General features: G+C 25.6%; 26 protein-coding genes. All 26 read left to right on the top strand.

The window, feature by feature from the left end; genetic code table 11:
* The first annotated feature begins 65 nt into the window (after positions 1 to 65).
* The 26 genes from R5Z65_RS04745 to R5Z65_RS04620 all read left to right on the top strand — a co-directional run bounded on the left by R5Z65_RS04745 (position 66) and on the right by R5Z65_RS04620 (position 19,896).
* Entirely contained in the window at positions 66 to 218 is a 153-nt protein-coding gene (locus R5Z65_RS04745; RefSeq protein WP_317367389.1) for a hypothetical protein, read from the top strand.
* 17 nt (positions 219 to 235) lie between these two features.
* Positions 236 to 592 carry a single-stranded DNA-binding protein gene (locus tag R5Z65_RS04740; RefSeq protein WP_317367386.1) on the top strand — a complete coding sequence of 119 codons (357 nt, stop codon included), beginning with the start codon at positions 236 to 238 and terminating at the stop codon, positions 590 to 592.
* A 20-nt stretch (positions 593 to 612) separates the two neighbouring features.
* Entirely contained in the window at positions 613 to 2,469 is a 1,857-nt protein-coding gene (locus tag R5Z65_RS04735) for a VirD4-like conjugal transfer protein, CD1115 family (RefSeq protein WP_317367384.1), read from the top strand.
* Positions 2,470 to 2,514: 45 nt separating this feature from the next.
* Positions 2,515 to 2,874 (top strand): hypothetical protein, encoded by a 360-nt coding sequence (locus tag R5Z65_RS04730; protein ID WP_317367382.1) that lies wholly within the window; start codon positions 2,515 to 2,517, stop codon positions 2,872 to 2,874.
* 3 nt (positions 2,875 to 2,877) lie between these two features.
* Complete coding sequence (locus R5Z65_RS04725) at positions 2,878 to 3,747, top strand: conjugal transfer protein TrbL family protein (RefSeq protein ID WP_317367379.1); 870 nt, start codon at positions 2,878 to 2,880, stop codon at positions 3,745 to 3,747.
* A 9-nt stretch (positions 3,748 to 3,756) separates the two neighbouring features.
* On the top strand, positions 3,757 to 3,966 hold the full coding sequence (locus tag R5Z65_RS04720) for a hypothetical protein (protein WP_317367377.1): 210 nt from the start codon (positions 3,757 to 3,759) through the stop codon (positions 3,964 to 3,966).
* A gap of 10 nt (positions 3,967 to 3,976) precedes the next feature.
* Positions 3,977 to 4,348, top strand: a complete 372-nt coding sequence (locus R5Z65_RS04715; protein ID WP_317367374.1) for a hypothetical protein — start codon at positions 3,977 to 3,979, stop codon at positions 4,346 to 4,348.
* Positions 4,320 to 4,937, top strand: coding sequence for a hypothetical protein (locus R5Z65_RS04710; protein ID WP_317367372.1), 618 nt, complete (start codon positions 4,320 to 4,322; stop codon positions 4,935 to 4,937). Before R5Z65_RS04715 ends, R5Z65_RS04710 begins: the two co-directional genes overlap by 29 nt.
* Position 4,938: 1 nt before the next feature.
* On the top strand, positions 4,939 to 6,765 hold the full coding sequence (locus tag R5Z65_RS04705) for an ATP-binding protein (RefSeq protein WP_317367371.1): 1,827 nt from the start codon (positions 4,939 to 4,941) through the stop codon (positions 6,763 to 6,765).
* A gap of 3 nt (positions 6,766 to 6,768) precedes the next feature.
* Positions 6,769 to 7,593: a C39 family peptidase gene (locus tag R5Z65_RS04700; protein WP_317367370.1), complete on the top strand. Its 825-nt coding sequence runs from the start codon at positions 6,769 to 6,771 to the stop codon at positions 7,591 to 7,593.
* The gene (locus R5Z65_RS04695) at positions 7,590 to 7,748 is read left to right on the top strand and encodes a hypothetical protein (RefSeq protein ID WP_317367369.1); all 159 of its coding nucleotides are present in this window, start codon (positions 7,590 to 7,592) and stop codon (positions 7,746 to 7,748) included. Before R5Z65_RS04700 ends, R5Z65_RS04695 begins: the two co-directional genes overlap by 4 nt.
* A 22-nt stretch (positions 7,749 to 7,770) precedes the next feature.
* On the top strand, positions 7,771 to 8,790 hold the full coding sequence (locus R5Z65_RS04690; protein WP_317367367.1) for a hypothetical protein: 1,020 nt from the start codon (positions 7,771 to 7,773) through the stop codon (positions 8,788 to 8,790).
* A 124-nt stretch (positions 8,791 to 8,914) separates the two neighbouring features.
* On the top strand, positions 8,915 to 9,172 hold the full coding sequence (locus R5Z65_RS04685; protein ID WP_317367366.1) for a hypothetical protein: 258 nt from the start codon (positions 8,915 to 8,917) through the stop codon (positions 9,170 to 9,172).
* 3 nt (positions 9,173 to 9,175) lie between these two features.
* Positions 9,176 to 9,568, top strand: coding sequence for an A24 family peptidase (locus R5Z65_RS04680; RefSeq protein ID WP_317367365.1), 393 nt, complete (start codon positions 9,176 to 9,178; stop codon positions 9,566 to 9,568).
* A 38-nt stretch (positions 9,569 to 9,606) separates the two neighbouring features.
* Entirely contained in the window at positions 9,607 to 10,845 is a 1,239-nt protein-coding gene (gene cpaB / locus R5Z65_RS04675; RefSeq protein ID WP_317367363.1) for a Flp pilus assembly protein CpaB, read from the top strand.
* Between the two features lie 19 nt (positions 10,846 to 10,864).
* Positions 10,865 to 11,659, top strand: coding sequence for a hypothetical protein (locus tag R5Z65_RS04670; protein WP_317367361.1), 795 nt, complete (start codon positions 10,865 to 10,867; stop codon positions 11,657 to 11,659).
* Entirely contained in the window at positions 11,660 to 13,039 is a 1,380-nt protein-coding gene (locus R5Z65_RS04665; RefSeq protein WP_317367359.1) for a CpaF/VirB11 family protein, read from the top strand. It begins immediately after the preceding gene.
* Positions 13,040 to 13,042: 3 nt separating this feature from the next.
* Positions 13,043 to 13,972 carry a hypothetical protein gene (locus tag R5Z65_RS04660; RefSeq protein ID WP_317367358.1) on the top strand — a complete coding sequence of 310 codons (930 nt, stop codon included), beginning with the start codon at positions 13,043 to 13,045 and terminating at the stop codon, positions 13,970 to 13,972.
* A gap of 17 nt (positions 13,973 to 13,989) precedes the next feature.
* On the top strand, positions 13,990 to 14,841 hold the full coding sequence (locus R5Z65_RS04655) for a hypothetical protein (RefSeq protein ID WP_317367357.1): 852 nt from the start codon (positions 13,990 to 13,992) through the stop codon (positions 14,839 to 14,841).
* Positions 14,842 to 14,860: 19 nt separating this feature from the next.
* Positions 14,861 to 15,283 (top strand): DUF4320 family protein, encoded by a 423-nt coding sequence (locus R5Z65_RS04650; protein WP_317367356.1) that lies wholly within the window; start codon positions 14,861 to 14,863, stop codon positions 15,281 to 15,283.
* The gene (locus tag R5Z65_RS04645) at positions 15,270 to 15,836 is read left to right on the top strand and encodes a hypothetical protein (RefSeq protein ID WP_317367355.1); all 567 of its coding nucleotides are present in this window, start codon (positions 15,270 to 15,272) and stop codon (positions 15,834 to 15,836) included. The genes R5Z65_RS04650 and R5Z65_RS04645 overlap by 14 nt, the downstream gene beginning before the upstream one ends.
* A 120-nt stretch (positions 15,837 to 15,956) precedes the next feature.
* Positions 15,957 to 16,133 carry a hypothetical protein gene (locus R5Z65_RS04640; protein ID WP_317367354.1) on the top strand — a complete coding sequence of 59 codons (177 nt, stop codon included), beginning with the start codon at positions 15,957 to 15,959 and terminating at the stop codon, positions 16,131 to 16,133.
* 138 nt (positions 16,134 to 16,271) lie between these two features.
* Positions 16,272 to 16,472, top strand: a complete 201-nt coding sequence (locus R5Z65_RS04635; protein ID WP_317367353.1) for a DUF4236 domain-containing protein — start codon at positions 16,272 to 16,274, stop codon at positions 16,470 to 16,472.
* A gap of 70 nt (positions 16,473 to 16,542) precedes the next feature.
* Positions 16,543 to 17,220 carry a hypothetical protein gene (locus R5Z65_RS04630; protein ID WP_317367351.1) on the top strand — a complete coding sequence of 226 codons (678 nt, stop codon included), beginning with the start codon at positions 16,543 to 16,545 and terminating at the stop codon, positions 17,218 to 17,220.
* Between the two features lie 72 nt (positions 17,221 to 17,292).
* A complete protein-coding gene (locus R5Z65_RS04625; RefSeq protein WP_317367349.1) occupies positions 17,293 to 19,431 on the top strand; it encodes a hypothetical protein in 2,139 nt (712 codons plus the stop codon).
* 48 nt (positions 19,432 to 19,479) lie between these two features.
* Positions 19,480 to 19,896 carry a hypothetical protein gene (locus tag R5Z65_RS04620; RefSeq protein WP_317367347.1) on the top strand — a complete coding sequence of 139 codons (417 nt, stop codon included), beginning with the start codon at positions 19,480 to 19,482 and terminating at the stop codon, positions 19,894 to 19,896.
* Positions 19,897 to 19,913 lie beyond the last annotated feature (17 nt).

Below are 19,913 nucleotides of genomic sequence, written 5' to 3'. Positions count from 1 at the left end.
GGAAGAAATGTCTATATTTATAGGGTACTTTTTTTATATCTAAAATATTGGAAAGGAGGTGCTTTATGAAAAATGGTAAAAATCTAACTAGAAAACAAATGGAGTTTTTAGAAAATAAAAACTTAAATCCTATTAATTGGTGGATTATTAAAAATACACCTATTGAAATGGAAATTTTACATAAAAAAAGTAAAAAAATAAAAGTTTTAAAAAAATAATATTTAGGAGTGATAAGATGAATAAAGTTATTTTAGCAGGAAGACTTGTTAAAGACCCTGATGTAAAATACTCACAAAATGTAGAACCTACTGCTATTACAAGATTTAGCATAGCAGTAAATCGTAAATTTAAAAAAGAAGGTGAAGCAGATGTTGATTTTATAGCCTGTGTTTCCTTCGGAAGTCTTGCAGAATTTATTGGCAAATATTTTACTAAAGGTAAAATGATAGGTATTGTTGGTTCAATAAGAGTAAATTCTTGGACAACAGATAATGGAGAAAAAAGAAGTAGCTATGAAATAATAGTAAGTGAGGCAGAATTTTTAGAAAAGAAAGAAAATTCTGAGAGTAAAGATACAGAAAATATAGACTAACTTAATTAGGAGGACTATATATGAAAAAATTTTTAAAGTTAATAATAGGGGCATTAATAGTAAGTAGTATAGTTTCATTTTTTATAGTATTTATTTTTGTAAATAAAATATTTGTAGATATTTTATTAAAAGATATGATATTACTTTTTATAGCAATTACAATGCTTATAACAATATTTATTACATATTTTATAGGGTATAATGAAAAGAAATACTTAAGATATGACGAGAAAAATATTGAAATAATGGATGGTATTTTTATACCAAAGCCAATAAAAAATAAATTTCAATATGGCTCTAGTTGGTTTTTAGATAAAAATAAGTTTAATGAAAAATTTTCTTATAATGTAGTAGAAGATAATAAGCTAATAAGGGCTTTATTGGCTAATAAAAAAGTAAGTGAAGAAGATTTTCAAAAATATAAGTTTAAAAAAGGTGGTATATCTTTAGGTTTAGAAAAAGTTAATAATAAAGAAAAAATTTATTATAATGATGATGACACACACGCAATAATATTAGGTGCTACTAGAAGTGGAAAGGGTAGAACAGTTTTATTACAAACGATAGGGATACAAGCATTAGCAGGAGAAAATATGATTTTAAGCGACCCTAAAGGAGAATTATTTTGCTATACAAATGAGTTTTTAAAAAATCTAGGATATGAGGTAATAGCACTTGATTTTGAAGAACCTGAAAAAAGTAATAGTTATAACTTTTTACAAAATGTTATTGATTATGTAAATGAAGGAGATATAACAAGAGCTATTGATAGTGTAGAAGATATAGTTGATATGCTAGTACAAAAAGGTAGTACAGAACCTATTTGGGAAAATGGAGAAAAATCTATACTTGCTTTTGCAATATTACTTGTAGTTATAGAAAATAAAAATAATCCTGAATATCAAAACTTAACTAATGTATATAATTTTTTATCAAAAATGTGTATATCCGATGAAAATGGAAAAACACCACTTAATAAATATATACAAGAATTACCTGATAACCACCCTGCAAAAATGAAAGCAAGTATATCGCTTGTTGCACCTGAAAAAACAAGGGGTAGCTTTTTTACTTCGGCATTATCTACATTAAGGCTTTTTTCAAATCCTTTTATATATGAAATGAGTAAAAAAACAGACTTTGATATAAATGATAGTAGTAAAAGAAGAGCTATATTTATAATATTACCTGACCAAAAAGAAACATATAATTCACTTGCAGGATTATTTATAAGTCAGTATCATAACTCTCTTATAAAAAATGCAAAAGCTAATGGTAATAGGTTACCTATAAGAGTTAATTTTAATCTTGATGAGTTTGGTAACTACCCTGCTATTAATGGTATGGAATCTAAAATGACAGTATCTGCAGGATATGGTATTAGATTTAATTTATTTATACAAAGTTTTGCCCAATTTATAAAAGTATATGATGAAAATACGGCAAGTACATTAAAAGATAATGCAGAAACTTTAATATACCTAAAAAGTGAAGATATAGATACACTTAATGAAATGAGTAAAAAGTTAGGAACTTATACGGCTATAAATGTTACAGAAAGTAATGGGAAAAGTAGCTTTACTTCTAGTACAAGCTATATAGAAAGACCATTATTAACACCTTATGAAATAAAACAAATAGTAAGACCTAATACCCTTGTTTTAAAAAGTGGGAATAATGCTATATTTTATTCTCCTGATTTATCTAAATGGAAATTTAATAAGATGTTTGGGTTAGGAGATAAAGAGCATAATAGAAAGGTTATAGAAGTAAGACAGACAAAAAGACCTAAAAAAGAAAACAGCGATATAGAGATTAGATTGTGGCAAGATTTTAATAAAAACTTATATGAAGAATTAGATAATTTTATTGTTTAATTCTTTTTTTTTACCAAAATTTAATATTTTAAAGGAGAACTTATAATGAAAAATATATTAAAAAATTTTAGTAAAAAAGCAATATTATTTTATAGCTTTTTAGTATCGATTTTATTTATTAATACTAATTTTGTGTTTGCAGACGATTTAATAAATAATAATATTACAAAAGGTTTTCAAAAAATGTTACAAGATGGATTAAATTTACTAATGCTACTTTCTTCAGGTGTAGCATTAGTAACAGTTGGGATTCAATTGTTTAAAAAACATTATACAGGTGATGAAATGGAAAGTAAACAATGTAATAAGAAAATATTAACCATAATAATTGCTTGGATTGCATTAATGTCAATAAGTGTAGTATTTAAAATAATTGGAAATTATTTTGGAGTAAAAGGAGCATAATGTATGACAAAAATTTTAGAAGCTCTATTAATAGACTTTTTTAAAGATGCTTTTCCAATAGCTGATATAGTATTTGCTAAATTAATAAACATAGTGTTTTTTGTAGAAAATCATATAAGTGATGGCTCTATATTTCAAAATACGGCAAGTGATAGTAGTAGAAGTGAGATATTTTTTGATAAATTATTTGAAATAACAACAGGTTTTGGTATAGCATTTTTAATATTTAAATTTTTAAAGAAAATATTTGACACATACATTGTTGGCTCTGACGGAGACCCAACAATGTCTTTAGAGAATATAATTATAGGCTTTTCAAAAGCATTAATTATCATATTTTCATTTACCTTTATATACGATGTATTTGTAAATATATCAACAGATTTTATAGATAAGATGTTAGAAGGTGTTGGGCTTGTTACTTTCCCATCATTAATGACTATATTTACAAATCTAGTATTAGGTGGTGGACTATTTGTAAGTCTTGGTGTTTTAGTATTTTTTATATGTTATTTATTATTAGTATTTCAATTTATAAAGCGTGGACTTGAAATGCTAATATTAAGACTAGGAGTACCGATAGCAACTGTTGGTTTAATAGACAGTGATAATGGTGTTTTTGCACCTTATATTAAATTATTTATACAAAATAGTATAACAGTTGTTATACAACTTGCTATGATAAAGTTAGGCTTTGGAGTAATTGCTAATGGCAATATATTTTTTGGTATAGGTGCAATGATTATGGGACTTAAAACACCACAATTTTTACAACAATTTATGATAGGAATTGGCAGTAGTGGTATAAATATGATGACTATTAATCAAACAGCTAGTATGATGTCTAGAATAAGTAGATATGTAAAAAAATAGGAGAGCAGTATGGACACATTAAATCAATTAATAAATATGATGTTAACACTTATTGCAATAGGTGCAGTAACAAAATTAGCAAGTCATATATTAGGCTTAATGTATAACATTGAAGAAAAAGAAACTTATATAAAAAAAATAAAAAACTGTATTATAGCATTTGTAATATCAGGCTCTGTTTTTACTATAAAAGAAATTATAGAACATTATTTTAAATAGGAGTGATAAATTGAACGATAGAGAAAAAGAGTATTCAACAAATAACTTATATATGCCTAGTAATATATCTACTGAAAAAGAGATATTGCCTAATATTAGTGGAAAAGAATTAAAATATTTTGGATATTTAATGATTTTTACATTAGTAATAGGAGTAATAATAACTATTTTTAAAGGCTTTCAAGTGTCAATATTAATAATGATAGCTATGGGAATATTTTCTTACTTTTTAGTAGTGAAAAATCCTGCTAACAATTATTCAACTATTAAACAATTAATAGGTATTTATAACTATTTAAAAAAACAAAATACTTATAAATTCAAATATAAAGATTGGTGGGAAGAATATTTAGATGAAGAAGAAAACAAAAAAGAAAAATAATAAAATAACAACAAATCAATACATAAATGTAGCAGATATAAAAAATAATTTGCTATACACAAAAGATAATAATATTTTAGCATTTATAAAATTAGGAACAGTAGCTATAAGTACGATGAATAAAACAGATATAAATTTATTAACAAAAGCATTGTGTAGTGAGTTTGCGTCATTAAAAGTTAATTTAAGAATGTTTAAAATATCAAAACCTGTTGATATGAGTAAAATTGTAAATAATTATAGGGATATGTATCGTAATTCTAGGAATTTAAAGCAAAAGGAACTTTTACGAGAAGCAACTTTGTATTTACATAAATATTCAACTAATGGTAATGAGCTTGAAAATGAATATTACTTTATTGTTAGCAAAGAAATAAGCAACAATAGTGCTTTAGATTTAGAAAAAATGACTAAAGATATATGTAGAAAATTTCAAGCAGGTAAAATTCACGCTAGTATTTGTAATACAGAAGAAATAGCAAGGTTGTGTAATTTATTTTCAAATCCATCGTATGGCAACATTGAGGCTATGGAACTTGAAAATAGCATATCATTAATTAATAACTTAGAATTATATGAGGTGGAATAAAATGAAAGGTTGTAAAACAAATATAAATGAAACTTTATTAAATATAATATCTCCTATGATTTTAAAATTTAAAGATAGGGGAATAGAAATAGGAGAAAATTTAGCAAGGTGCTATATACTCTCTAAATATCCTAGTAATCTTGAATATGGTTGGCTTGGAAAACTTAGTAATACACAAGGGACTATAATGATTAGTGAATTTATACCACAAGCAGAAGGTATATTAATTAGTGCATTAAGTAGAAGTATAGCAGACAATAAGGTTAGAGCCATATCGGAAAGAGATGACTATAAAAGAATGCAAGCAGAACAAAGGGTTGAAGACGGACAAAATATATTACAACAAATTGAACAAAATGGAGAAAGTATTGGAATAATGGCAAATATAATGCTTGTTGTAGGAAATACAGAAGAAGCATTAAAAAGAAATAGTGAAAGACTTACTAATACAGCAATAGGACTTGGTTGTAATATACGACAAATACCATTTTTTCAAGAAGATGGATTTATAAGTATATCGCCATATGGATATACAACCGAAATTTTAAAAGAAATATCAGGTAGAGTGACTTTATTATCTACTTACATAGGTGGTTTTTTTAATTCTAGCGAAGGTTTTAGTGATGAGCAAGGTTTCTATTTTGCAAAAGATATAAATGGAAAACTTATGATAATAGATTTGTGGAAACGAGGAGGAGATAGAACTAACAGTAATATTGTTGCAGTTGGTGCTCCAGGCAAGGGGAAGTCAACTGCGATAAAGAAAATTATAGTAAATGAGTATATGTTAGGAACTAAAATTCTTATAGTTGACCCCGAGAGAGAATATGATAGCATTGTTAAAAGTTTAGGTGGAGATTGGATAAATTTAGGTGGTAGTAATAAGGGGAGTATCAATCCTCTTGAAATAAAGCCTATATCTCTAGATGATAGCAATGAAAATAAAAATGATGATGTAGACCAAGAGTTTGATGGAATAGGTGCATTAGCACTGCATTTACAGAACTTAGAAGTATTTTTTGGTTTATGCCTAGCAGAAATTACAGAAAGACAAAAAACTTTATTAAATGAAAATTTAATAAAACTATACAATAATTTTAATATAAATTGGGATACAGATGTGGGCAAACTAGATAATAAAGATTTCCCTATAATAAGTGATTTATACGAGGTTTTATTGAAAAATAAAGAATTAGAAGAAGATAAGAAGACAATAGAAGATTATAATGACTTAATTCTTTTTATAGGTAATTTAATAAATGGACAAGACCAATTTTTATTTAATAAGCATACAAGATTACATACTGAGAGCAAGATTGTATGTTTAGATACTTATGACTTAAACAATTCTAGTGAGAGAATAAAAAAGGCACAGTATTTTAACATAATAAGTTGGTGTTGGCAACAAATAACTAAAGACAGGCAGGAAAAAATAATGCTTATATGCGATGAAGCATATTTACTTATAGACCCTGAAATACCTCAAACTTTAATAGGACTTAGAAATATAGGGAAAAGATGCAGAAAATATGAGGGAAGTTTAGTTGTTATTAGTCAATCAATAATAGACTTTTTAGACCCAAGAATAAAGGTATATGGACAAGCTTTACTGACATTACCTTGTTATAAAATATTTTTAGGTAGTGATGGTAAAGACTTGCAAGAAATAGTTGATACTTTTGAATTAAAGCAAATACATAAAGATATAATTCAAGCAGGTATTCAAGGGCGTGGACTACTAATTAATGGCAGTAAACATTATATTTTCAATATGGAACTTGCAGATTATGAAGCTAAATATATATTAGGTGGAAAAGGTGGAAGATAGTAAATGCCTAAAATAGCTTATTTAATGATAAAAGAGTTAATATTAAGGTTATTAGATGAAGAAAAAAGACAAAAATTTATAACAAGTTTAATAATAGGAATAGCAACTATTTTTCTTTTTTTGACTTTTATTTACTACATAATTACATCACCTATAAGTGCATTAATAAAAGTTATAGGAGTAGAAACAAATAGTGAAATAGCACATATTTTACAAGATTTTAAAAATGAAAATCATATAAAAGATAATGCTATATACGAAGGAAGAGATATACCTTTATTTTTTCAATTTGATAAAAGATGGGCTAATCACTCATATGCAGGCACAACAATAAAAATAGCAGGGTGTGGAGTTACATCATTAGCAATGGTTGTTGTAGGACTAACAGGAGATACATCTGTTAATCCACAAACTATGGCAGACTTTAGTACAAGTCGTGGTTGGGGGATTAATGGAGTTGGTAGCAGTTGGGAGTTAATGACAACAGGTGCTAGGGAATTTGGACTTAATGCAGAGCAAGTATCAACAAGTGCTAGTAGTTTAGTAGAAAATTTAAGTCAAGGTAAAGTTATGATAGTATCTACTTGTTATAAAGGATATAATACACCTAATGGAATTAGTAGTGGATATTTTACTAATGGGGGACATTTTATTGTACTAACAGGACTTACAGAGGATGGAAACATAAAAGTTAATGATAGTTGGAGTGAAAAAAAATCAAATGAAACTTTTAGTCCTGAATTTATGCAAAATGAAATAAAAGGTGCTTGGGCATATAGCTATGATGATTTAAAGATAGATGAAAATAAGGAGGTGTTAAAAGGTTGAAAAAACTAATATTTTTATTAATCTTAGTTTTTATAAGTATTGTCTTATATTTTAACTATGATAATAAAAAGGAATTAGATATTAAAATACAAGAATATAATACATTTCCACCAAAAGAATATTTAGATAAATTAGAAGAAATGGAAGTACAGTAGTGGAGAGCAAGGAGGAAGTTGTATGTTTATATATTTTTCATCGGAAAAAAATATGCATATATTTGATGAAGAAGCAAAAGAATTAGGAATAGATGTTCAAGTAGAACAAAGTAGAAGTTTAGTAGATTATTTAGATAAAAACTTAAATAGTTTATTAAATTATTTAGAATTTTTAGCTATTGATGTAGATTATATAGTAGATAATGATAAAGAAATAATAGAGAAGTTATCATCTTTAAGGACTTTTAAAAGCAGTGTAACAATAATAATTGTAGCTTTTGAAAGAACAAAAGGTGATATTTTATTGGGCAGATTTTTTGCAAGTGGTATTTATAACTTTGTAACAAGCAAAGATAATATGCTTAATGAAATAAAAATATGTTTAGACCATAATCAAAATAATAGTAGAAATTATGCTAACGCTATTGGTTTTCAAGTGGATTTTTTAGCAGAAGAAAAAAATCCTGATAAAAAAGGTTTTTGGGGTAATGTTTTAGGCAATTTAAAAAATAAAGATAAAAAAGATAAGGTTCTGGAAAAAGAACCTAAAAGAAAAAGTAAGTTTAAAGATAAAGCGAAATCAAAAAAAGAAAAATTTGAAGAAAATCAAGGTTTTCAAAATAAGTCTAATAGTATTTTAGAAGATTTTGAAGATAACAGATTTGATAGTAGCATAAATAACAATAATATAAACAATAATATACCATTATCTAAAAGGATAGAAGAAAGTAAAAACAATAATATACAAGAAAATAATACCAATATAAATGAAAAACTTAATAATCTATTTAATAAAGATAATAAAAATAGGTTTTCTAAAGAGAAACGCCGTAAAAGGCTAGAAATAGAAAAATTTACAGAAGAAATGGAGTTATTTTACTATTATCAAAAACCTGTAGGAATTATTTTTGAAAAAACTTGTTTAATAGATAAAATATTTGAAAAAGACGATATTAAAAAGTTTTTTCAAAATAAAGAAATAGACCTTGAGTTTAAAGATAATATTTTAAAAGAAATAAATGATATTATTAAAGGGCTTTAGAATTAAAAAAATTTTTAAAGGGGGTGGTTTTATGATTGTAGTTAAGAGATTTTATTAATAAAATAAAAAAATTTATAAAAATATTTAAAATAAAAAATTCATTGTATTTTAGGAGGACTTTAAAATGCGTATATTAAAAAGAAAATTAAATGATAAGATGTTAAAAACAGTAGCATTTGGACAAGCTATAATGATGAGATTAGTTAACAAGTTAAACGAAGAAAATGGAGCAGATGGTTCAACTGAAAAAGGTGGTTGGATAATAATTGCTTTAATTTTAGTCGGATTAGCAATAACATTCATAAATAAATTTTTCCCTGAATTCTTTAATATGATTGGAGATAAGTTAAAAGAAATGTTTAATCTTATAAAAACAAGTTAATTTATGAAGGATATTTATTTAGCAGTAATATTATTTATAATTTCTGTTATTGATATAAAAAAACATATAATACATAATAAAACAAGCCTATTAACATTGTTTATAGGCTTGTTTATATATAAAAAAATATACATAACAGGAATGTTGGTAGCAATTTTAATATTATTAATATGTATTTTTATAGATGAAAATTATAAAGGTGGAGGAGATATAAAATTAATATGTGTTATAGGACTTCTAAAAGGGTTTTACTTTACTATGGAGTTTTATATTATCTCGGAAATTTTATGTATTTTATATAGAAGATTATTTAAAGTAAATAAAGTTAAAGAAATAGCGTATGCTCCATTTATGTTTTTATCTATAGTAATAAATATTGTTTTAATAATTGTATAAAAAATTTTAATTAAATTTTATAAGGAGAAAAAATAGATATGAAAGAAAAGTTAAGAAAACTTACAAAAAATAAAATGGCAGTAGGTATTTTTTGTGTAGTAACAGGCTTAGTGGTAGCTTTTACATCAATGAACATAAAAACAGGCTCAAATGAAGTTAAAAATGTTGTTGTAACAACTAAAAAAATAGAAGTGGGTGATAAAATAACAGATGATATGTTAGGATATAAAAAGCTATCAGGAGATATATCAGGCTTAATAACTAATAAAGAAGAAGTTTTAGGGAAATATGCTAAAACTTCTATGGTATCAAATGATTATATTACAAATGATAAATTATCTATTGAAGCAATTTATGGGAGTGCTTATCTTGAAAATTTAGGAGAAGATGAAAGAGCAATATCTGTAACTATAACTTCAAGTGCAAAAGGACTTAGTGGTAAGCTTGAAAGTGGAGATATAGTATCAGTCATATTAAGTAGAACAGATGAAAATAGAAACAAAGATACATATATACCTGAAGAACTTAAATATGTTGAAATAATAAGTGTATCGGACTCAAAAGGATTAGATACAGGCTCTGAAAATGAAAATGCAGAAAAATTAGGGAGTACAGTAACATTACTTACTATGGAAGAACAAAGTTTATTACTTGCTAATGCAGAAAATTTAGATGAAATACATTTTCAATTAGTTTATAGAGGTAATGATGAAAGAAAACAGAAACTTTTAAATGAACAGAAAAAAATAATTAAAGGTGAGCCTTTAGAAGAAAATGCAAACAACAATACAAGTAGTGATTTATCTTTAAAAGAAAAACCAACTGAACCTGAAGAAAATGCAATTTATATAAATAATAATTTATTAGAATTTTCAGGTATTAGTTACCCATCTTTAAAAGTAGATAATAACATCTTTGTACCTGCAAAAATACTATTTGAAAAATTAGGTTATCAAGTTTATTATGACCAAGCAGAAAAAACTATACAATTAACAAATAGAGATATAGTTATTAAATTTTCTACAATAGAAGATGAATATAGTTTTAATAAAGATGAAGAACCACAAAAACTAGGAATTGCACCTTATAATTATAATGGTATAAACTATGTACCTATTAAATTTTTAGAAAAAGCAAACTTAATATATAAAGTAGAAGATAATTCTGTTTTATATATATTTACAGATAAAGAAAAGTTAGAACAATCTAAAGAAAAAAATACAAAAAATAAAAAAGGTACAGTAAATAATAATTCAAAAAGCAATAAGTCTAAATAGAAAGGAATTTAAAATAATTATGGGATTTAAAATAAAAAAGCCAATTATAAGTGAAGATGACATCTTAGAAGAAAATAGTATAGGAGCTAAATCTATTTTAATGTGGGGTAGTGCAAATTCAGGCAAAAGTGTTCTATCTACATTAATAGCTAAAAAATTAGCAGAGAGAAATAAAGATAAAAATGTTGTAGTAGTTTATACAGATGAAATAACACCTATGACAAATTGTTTTTTCTCTAATAGTAGTTTTGAAAATTTAGAAAGTTTAGGTGTGCTTTTTACACCTATAAAAGTAACAAGTGAATTAGTTTTTTCAAATTTAACTACATTAAAAAAATATAATAATTTAGCTTTATTAGGTTTTAAAAATTGTGAAAACTATGCTCAGTATCCTCAATGCAGTGAGGATATTGCTAAACAATTAATTAGACTATTAAATAAAGAATTTGATTATATTATAATAGATGGCTCTACATCGTTTATATATAATCAACTAACATCTGTTGCTTTTAGTGAAGTTGATTTATGTATAAAATTATGTATGCAAGAATTAAAAAGTGCTAGTTATTTTGGTAGTAATGAAGCCTTTTTAGATACAGTAGATATAAACATAAAAAAAGAAATAGTTTTATTAAATAAAATTGATGAACGAGGTATTTATGATGAGGTATTTAATAAAGTTAATGGATACAATTATAAACTAAAATATAGTAAAGATTTAAATGATATTGTAGAAAAAGGGAATTTACTTCTTGATATAAAAGATAATGAGTTTAACAATCAGTTAAATAATTTAATCAAGGAGGTATTTTAGTTGATAGATAAGGATGAAAATATAGACATAAGTGTACAAAGAGTTGATTTCAAAAACAAAAAACTTGTAGATTATGATAAAGTTTTAGAAATGGCAACAGATTATTTAACACAAAATTTTTCCGATACTATATTAAATTTATTTGATATAGATAATAAAGAAGAAGTTAAAAAGCAAATCTTTGTAAATATAAAAAAGTATTTACAGGATAATTCGTTAGCAGTTGAAAATATTTCAACAGACGAGTTAATAGAAAAAATATATACAGATTCTTTTGAATTTGGTTTTTTAAATAAATATATATTTGATGAAAATGTAGAAGAAATAAATGGTAATTCTTGGGACTGTATATATGTTAATTATAGTGATGGTAGAATTGTTAAATTAGATGAAAAATTTCAAGATGAAGAACAAACCTTAAGTGTTATAAGAAGGATATTATCTATATCTAGAAATAGAGTAAATGATGCCGAACCAATAGCACTAGGGGAAATAGGGAAAAATAGAAGGATAACTGTAATTATACCTCCTATTGTAGATGAAGAAGTAGGGGTAACCTTTAGTTTAAGAAATGTAAATTCTAATAGTGTTTCAAAAACTACTTTTTTAGAAAAAGGAACAGCTACACAAGAAATGCTAGATTTTTTAGAACTTGTTTTAAGATACGGAACAAGTATATGTATAGCAGGAGGTACTGGTAGTGGTAAAACTACTTTGACAAATTGGTTATTATCAACTATACCTAATAATAAAAGGATATATACTATTGAAAGTGGTTCAAGAGAACTAGATTTAATAAAAAGAGATGAAAATGGTAACATAATAAATAATGTTATTTCCACAGAAACAAAGGAAAATAAAAATAAAGAATTTTGTGTAGACCAAGATAAGTTACTTGCAATTGCACTTAGATATCACCCTGATATTATATGTGTAGGTGAGATGAGAGATAAAGAAGCATATACTGCTCAAGAAGCAAGTAGAACAGGACATAATGTTATAACTACTGTACACGCAGAAAGTGCAGAAGATACTTATGATAGAATATTAAGTTTATGTCTAAAAGCCGATGCTAATATAAACGATGAAAGGTTGTTTGAATATATAATAAGAGCATTTCCTATTGTCATTTTTGCAAAACAACTAGAAGATAAATCAAGAAAAATAATGGAGATAATGGAAAGTTATATAGATGATGATAAAAAAGTGAGATTTAACCCTATTTTTAATTTTGAAGTAGAAGAAACAAAACTTATAGATGGAAAAACAGTTATAGTTGGGAATCATAAAAAAGTTGGAGGTATTAGTGAAAAATTGGCTAAAAGGTTAATGAATAATGGTATGCCAACAAATGATTTAAATAAACTTAGAAAGGAATAAAAAATGTTAAAAGGAATTTTAGGGATAGTTATATTTTTTCTCATAACAGTAGGTTTGTTTAATATATTAAATATAAATTTTTTATCTATAACAAATCAAGGCTTAAATTATTTGATGAGAGCTAAAAAAGTAAATGTTAGAGAGAAAATTAATATTATAAAAGGAAAAAATAAAGAAAACTATATAATTAGCCAAATAAAAAAGGTTAATTATATATTAGAAATTACAAATAAAAAGAAACAACTACCTTTTATATTTGCTATTGGTTGTTTAAGTGGCGTATTAGGTGTTAGTGTATGTGTTGCAATAAATAATTTATACTTAATGCCTGTTTTAGCAATTGGTTTATTTTTAGTCCCATTTATGATAATGGAACAACAAATGAATTTATATAAAGAAGAATTAACATCGGAACTTGAAACAGCAATGAGTATTATAACTACAAGTTATTTAAGAACAGAAAATATTGTGATGAGTGTAAATGAAAATTTATCGTTTATAAATCCACCATTACATCGATATTTTAAAGATTTTTTAATAAATACACAAATAAATCCAAATATTGAGTATTCATTAAAAGTATTACAAAATAGTATAGAAAATAAAATATTTAAAGAATGGTGTGAAGCACTTATAAGCTGTCAATCAAACCATACTTTAAAAACAGTTTTAAATCCAATAGTTGCTAAACTATCAGATTTACAAGTAGTAAATAGTGAACTAGATATGCTATTTGCTAAGCCTAAAAATGATTTTTTAACTATGGTAGGAATGACAGTTTTGGCTATTCCTTTTTTGCTTTTAATGAACAGAAGTTGGTTAGTAGCACTATTAACTACAACAATAGGAAAAATAATATTAGCAATAGGTGTAGCTTTAGTATTTCACGCTATATTTAGCGTAATGAAATTAGTAAAACCTTTAGAAAATTAATTTGAAAGGAGAAATATATGGAATTAATTGCAGGCTTAGTCTTTGGATATGGTTTATATAATTGTTTGTGTTCTATTCTTAAAATACCTGATAGTGCATACGTAAAACCATTTAGAAGATTTAAAACTAGTACCAAAAGTGAAAGTATTATAACAGAAGCTAAGGCTAAAATTTATTATCAATTATTAAATTATATAAAAATAGATGAACTTAAAAGAAAAAAATTAGAAAAGACTTTATTTTTAGCTAATATTGATAAAAAGCCTGAAGAATATACAGCAGAAGGACTATCGGAGCTTATATTTTACACATTAGTAGGTGTAGCTTTAGTAATGATAAATCCTATGATGCCTGTTATATTAATAGTATATGGATTTAGATTATATAATAAGCATAGAAAATATCCATATACTATGATATCTATAAATAAAGTGCTTATAGAAAGTGAGCTTTATAGATTTGTAACAACAATAGAACAAGAATTGCTTATTGATACAGATGTTGTTAGGATAATAGAGTCTTTTAAAAACAGAACTAATGATGTATTTAAGAAACATTTAGAAAGATGTCTAACAGAAATGAGGACAAGTAATGAAATATCTGCACTCAAAAAGCTTGAAACAAGAATAAATTCATCAATGTTATCGGACGTATGTAGAGGACTTATTGCGTTGTCAAGAGGTGAAAATAATAGAGAATATTTTGCAAGACTATCTACTTCTTTTAAAAGTACATATATAAATCAAAAGAGAAAAGAAGCAAGCCTTTTACCTGATAGAATAAAAAAATATGAAATAGAGGTATTAGTAAGTCTTGGATTAATAGGTATAACTGCGATGATAATAGGAAATTTACCAAGTTTTAAATAGAAAGTAGGTAGATTAAAAAATGAAAATATTAAAAAAATTAAAAAATAAGTTGAAAGATGTTAAAGGTGTAGACAACACAATTGAGATGACTTTTATATTAGTCGTATTATTTATCATTCTTGCAACTATATTTGGATTTAGTCATTTGATTTATACAAATTATAAGGTAACACAATTTGCTAATGAAAGTGTTAGAGTGGCAGAGTTATATGGAGAAGTAGGTACAAAAACTTATGAAAATGTAGATAAACTTAAAACTTCAATAGGAATAAACCCTAATGTTACTTTTGATAAAACAGGTAAAATAAATTTTTTAGAGCCTATACAAGTTACTGTTGAACTTCCTTATAGACTAAAAATACCATTTTTAGATTTAGGATTTAATATAAGAAAAAGTGCCACAGGTATGAGTGAGGTGTATTGGAAAGATGATACTAAATAAAAACAATATATTTGTTAAAGTAAAAAATAAAATAAAAGATAATAGAGGAGTAAGTACAACAATAATAGGTGCAGGCAAAATATTTTTTATTTTATTTATATTTTATTTAATTTATACTATGACAAGCATAATTAGTTTAGTAACTAACAGTAGAGAACTAATAGAAAGTGCTACTGTTCAAACAATACAAAGGAATTATGCAAAACTTTATCATACATCAAGAGAAAGTTATTCAGGAGGATATAGACCTGATGGTAATGATTTTTATGAAAGTTACATAGAAGATGAAACAAGCATAATTAATAATTTAACTAAAAATGATATGCTAACATACATAAATAATGATTTAGTAAAGGTATCTAAAAATAGAGAAAAATTATATAGTATATCAAATATAAAAGTAGATATAAATAATGAACCTATAAGAAGTGGTACAAAAAAATTTATTATGACAACAAGGTATAATTTTGAATATCCTATAACTATTTTTGGACATAACTTTGATGTAAGTGTGCCAATGAAAGTAAAAGCAAAACATACTGCTAAATACTAAATTTGACTAAAATTATATAAAAAATTTAAGAAATGAGAAGTCAAAAAAATAAATATAAAAGAACAAGATTTAGAAATGTAAAGAAAAACATTTATAGCTTGTCTTTTTTTATATGAGGAGATGATAAAAATAAATGGGATAGGAAGAAATGTAAAATTAAAAGCAATAGAACGAACAGGTTCAGGTGTTAGATTTCTTGAAATAGAAGGTAAGATATTGAAAATAGAAGACCCATATATTTATATAAAAGGATATGTAATAGATATGAACAATATAATAGAATATAAAAGCTATTAATTTTAAAATCTAAACAATTAAACTACAAAAAAATACTAATGTATAAAAACTATTACTATATTGACAAATAATTATATACAAGGTATAATAAATTATACCTTGTATATAAAATTAAATAAATATAAAGGGGATTTTATTATGGGATTTAGATTTATCAAAAGTAAAAAAATAGGAAAATTATTTAGATTAAACTTTAGTAAGAGTGGTGTTGGAGCAAGTTTTGGTAACAAATTTTTTAGAATAGGAATAACTCCAAAAGGACAGATAAGGAAAACATTTACCCTACCAAAAACAGGTATATCATATACTACATATTCTAAATCAAAAAAGAAAAAATAATGTTGACATAATAAAAGATATAGAATAAAATGAAATAAATTATGTTGTGGTATTTTGGGAGGTAATCAAAATGAACAAAGAAAATAAAAATAACAAAAAAGGTATAATTATAGGTGTATTTACTTTAGCATTAGTTTTATTATTAGGAGGAGGATATGCTTTATATAATGGAACACAAAGTAATGACAAAAGAGTTATTGCAGAAAATAATGGTAATGCAGAATTAGACCAAGATGAAGGCGATAGTAAAAGTATAGAAGAAAATCTTACTAATAAAGATAATATATCAAATGAAGAAAATACAGAAGAAGTAATAACTGAAGATGCAACAGAAACTATAAATGTAACAAACCAAGAAAATACACAAGATAAAGCAAAAATAGAAAATAAAACAGTAAGTCAAGATGTTACTAATAAAGATAAATCTGTTAATGTGGATAAAGAATTAGGTAAGGAAAATATATCTTCTAAAACATCTGTTAAAGAAACTGCAACTCAAACTACTACTAAAAAAGTAGAACCTACAACTCAAGCTACAACAGAAAAACCAACAGAAGTAGTAACAGAAAAAGCTACTGAAACTACAACAACTCAAACTACTAGCAAACCTACAAATAGTAAAAATGATGATTTTGATAAACTTTTTGAAGAAGCTTTTGGTGTAAACCCTAATGATGCAGTAGGTGGTGGAATTGAAGAAGAATTTGGTAGTACAGATACTTTAAGTGGAAATCAAGTAGGACATTAATTTATAATTATTTAAAATACTTTGAAAATTTTTAAAGTCTTTTTTATATGTAAAAAATAAAGGAGATAAATTATGAAAAATACTTTTAATAAGATTAACACAAAGTTAAATAAGATAAGTAATAAAATATTCATACCTATGTGTTTAATAATAGGAGTAATATTAGGAACAGTAAGTATATATGCTCATAATTATAGCGTAGCTAAAAAAGAAAAAATTAGAACAAATGCTATGAAAACTTTTGATTATACAAGTAATTTAATGGTTAAAGCATCAACTAAAAATGGAGATGTAAATGTAGATAATGGGGGTGATAATAATATTTATGACCCTTCAAATGACAAACAAAATAACATTTTAGTTAATGAGCAAGATGAAGGGGTAAGGGTAACTCTTGTAAATACAGAAACTAATGCACTTGTAACAACACCAATAGACTTTGCGAACAATCCAAGAAGTCCTATAAAGTGGCATTTTGGCATAGGAAATAAATTATACTATATAAATAATCCAAAAGTTAAACCTGTAGATGGAAGTACATATAAATATCAAAAGCCTAAATATAAATTACCTAAAATAGTTGGAGGAAGTTTATCATCAATAAAAAAATACTTTGGAGATGAAACATTTTTAAGAGATTTCGCTCAATTAACTAATTTTAACTATGATGAAATGATAAGTGGTAAATATAAATTAATGCTTGAGCCTGTTGGTTATCCTAAAATACAAGGTAAAATATATGCTTGCTCTGCAACAGAACTTGCTATTCTTGACAAACAATTAAATGGATATATAAGAAGAAGTAATATAATGAACTTTTCTCACATGAACTTACCATTAAGTATGTTTTTAGAAAAAGATGAATTTGGCATAAAAAGATGGGCAGGTGGAAATAAAGGTAAACAAACAAATGAGAATATTATCGCTCAACTAGGTGTTGGTGCAGTTACATTTATTCCTGAAGAAGAAAAGCCAGACCCTAAAAAATTTGAATATCGAATAGATACAGATGTTTATACTAGCATTGAGGTAAGTGGAGCAACTCCAATTATAACTTATTATGTTGGGGGAGGAAATGGTAGTCCACCAACAAAAGTTGAGTATGAAAATTATACAACAGTTTCTTTTGAAATAGGTGACAAGATTTATGAATCAAAACCTATAATATACCCTAGTAGTAGTTTAGCATATGTAAAATGGCATACACCTAAAGAACCTCAAGATATGCTTGGTAAAGCAATTATAAAGTATAAAGAGTTAGAATATACAGATAATGGTAAACCATATTTAGCAGATGTTGAAGAGGAGGTAGATTTAGAAATTTCAATAGTTAAAATAGAAGAAAAAACACCACCTAATCCTGATGCTGATGATAGAAAGCCTAAAAATTTTCCTGATAAAACACCTGAAATAAACCCTATTATCCAAAATGAAATGTTAGAAAATAAATGGACAGAGTATAGTATTAGAAAAGAATATATACCAAGTAGTAACCCTGAAGCACCACCTAGAGAAGAATGGATATGGACTACCTATGAATATACAGCTTACTTAGATACATATTTAAATTTATATGCAGACCCACTTGTGAAAACATATACTACACAAATGCTTGATATTTATAATCCAAGTAGACCTGATTTTCTTTCTTTAAGAAGACAAAGAAAACAAAATACTTTAAAAAGTGGATATGGCATAAGAAACAAAATAGAAAGTGAAATAGTTGTAAAAACGCTAGAAAGGACTAAAGAGATAGCTTATGATGAAGATGGTAATGCTTATTGGGAAAATGTCGAAAGAGAAAGCTATAATAATGATGTAGGCGTATCTGCTCAAAATGCAGTAAATTATTTTTCCGATTTTGAATATAAAAACTATTTTAGGTTATCCGAAGTTATGGAACTTAATGGACAAACCTCATTGATGGAATTTAAAGAAACCCCATATTCAACATATAAAAATAGAACCCATTTTACACCTATATGGTATCCTGATGGTAGACAGTATTCTATTAATAGTGCAGTTTTTGATGCTTGGACACCTGCAGGACATTTATATATAAATGCTAATAATTTAGAAAAAGGAAATTATATTTACATACAAGGTAATTTATGGGACGATTGGTATGTAGAACGCATACCAACTTATGGTACAAACCCTAGAGAACTTGATAGTCCTAATAGTTTAGATAAACGTTTTGGACTTAATTAATTTTTTTATTTTTTGTTTTAAAATAAAAAGTAAAGGGAGTGGAAAAGTTTGTTTTTGTATGAAAAAGATTTAAAATATAAATTTTGGGAATTTTATAATAATAAAAATAGGGCTAAAAAATATCAATTTGAATGCCCTATAAGATATGGAAATGCCGATTTAGTTACCATAGAACAGTATCAAGGAAATTATCAAATAAATGCTTTTGAATTTAAGTTAGAAGATATTAAAAAGGTGCTTTTACAAGCAGAATCTAATTTAACTTTTGTTAATAAAAGTTGGATAGTTGTACCAATAGAAAAGAAAAATATTATTTTAGAAAGATATAAAAACTATTTAGATGAAAAGAAATATATAGGTGTTATAGGAGTACATAGTGAGGGTAGATATGAAATAGTTTATCAACCTAAATTTAAACAAGATGTGCTTATGAGCCAAACTATACTTAGTTTATGTTTTGTGTAATATTAAAGGGCAAATTG

This window comes from uncultured Tyzzerella sp. (genome assembly GCF_963558545.1).
In the GTDB taxonomy this organism is placed as follows: domain Bacteria; phylum Bacillota; class Clostridia; order Lachnospirales; family CAG-274; genus Tyzzerella.
Note: the sequence above shows the minus strand (reverse complement) of the source record. Positions and strands in the feature narration are given on the sequence as shown.

Coding starts and splice junctions, on each gene's coding strand:
- R5Z65_RS04745 (WP_317367389.1), top strand. CDS start 66: ATGAAAAATGGTAAAAATCTAACTAGAAAACAAATGGAGTTTTTAGAA.
- R5Z65_RS04740 (WP_317367386.1), top strand. CDS start 236: ATGAATAAAGTTATTTTAGCAGGAAGACTTGTTAAAGACCCTGATGTA.
- R5Z65_RS04735 (WP_317367384.1), top strand. CDS start 613: ATGAAAAAATTTTTAAAGTTAATAATAGGGGCATTAATAGTAAGTAGT.
- R5Z65_RS04730 (WP_317367382.1), top strand. CDS start 2,515: ATGAAAAATATATTAAAAAATTTTAGTAAAAAAGCAATATTATTTTAT.
- R5Z65_RS04725 (WP_317367379.1), top strand. CDS start 2,878: ATGACAAAAATTTTAGAAGCTCTATTAATAGACTTTTTTAAAGATGCT.
- R5Z65_RS04720 (WP_317367377.1), top strand. CDS start 3,757: ATGGACACATTAAATCAATTAATAAATATGATGTTAACACTTATTGCA.
- R5Z65_RS04710 (WP_317367372.1), top strand. CDS start 4,320: ATGAAGAAGAAAACAAAAAAGAAAAATAATAAAATAACAACAAATCAA.
- R5Z65_RS04705 (WP_317367371.1), top strand. CDS start 4,939: ATGAAAGGTTGTAAAACAAATATAAATGAAACTTTATTAAATATAATA.
- R5Z65_RS04700 (WP_317367370.1), top strand. CDS start 6,769: ATGCCTAAAATAGCTTATTTAATGATAAAAGAGTTAATATTAAGGTTA.
- R5Z65_RS04690 (WP_317367367.1), top strand. CDS start 7,771: ATGTTTATATATTTTTCATCGGAAAAAAATATGCATATATTTGATGAA.
- R5Z65_RS04685 (WP_317367366.1), top strand. CDS start 8,915: ATGCGTATATTAAAAAGAAAATTAAATGATAAGATGTTAAAAACAGTA.
- R5Z65_RS04680 (WP_317367365.1), top strand. CDS start 9,176: ATGAAGGATATTTATTTAGCAGTAATATTATTTATAATTTCTGTTATT.
- cpaB (WP_317367363.1), top strand. CDS start 9,607: ATGAAAGAAAAGTTAAGAAAACTTACAAAAAATAAAATGGCAGTAGGT.
- R5Z65_RS04670 (WP_317367361.1), top strand. CDS start 10,865: ATGGGATTTAAAATAAAAAAGCCAATTATAAGTGAAGATGACATCTTA.
- R5Z65_RS04660 (WP_317367358.1), top strand. CDS start 13,043: ATGTTAAAAGGAATTTTAGGGATAGTTATATTTTTTCTCATAACAGTA.
- R5Z65_RS04655 (WP_317367357.1), top strand. CDS start 13,990: ATGGAATTAATTGCAGGCTTAGTCTTTGGATATGGTTTATATAATTGT.
- R5Z65_RS04650 (WP_317367356.1), top strand. CDS start 14,861: ATGAAAATATTAAAAAAATTAAAAAATAAGTTGAAAGATGTTAAAGGT.
- R5Z65_RS04645 (WP_317367355.1), top strand. CDS start 15,270: ATGATACTAAATAAAAACAATATATTTGTTAAAGTAAAAAATAAAATA.
- R5Z65_RS04640 (WP_317367354.1), top strand. CDS start 15,957: ATGATAAAAATAAATGGGATAGGAAGAAATGTAAAATTAAAAGCAATA.
- R5Z65_RS04635 (WP_317367353.1), top strand. CDS start 16,272: ATGGGATTTAGATTTATCAAAAGTAAAAAAATAGGAAAATTATTTAGA.
- R5Z65_RS04630 (WP_317367351.1), top strand. CDS start 16,543: ATGAACAAAGAAAATAAAAATAACAAAAAAGGTATAATTATAGGTGTA.
- R5Z65_RS04625 (WP_317367349.1), top strand. CDS start 17,293: ATGAAAAATACTTTTAATAAGATTAACACAAAGTTAAATAAGATAAGT.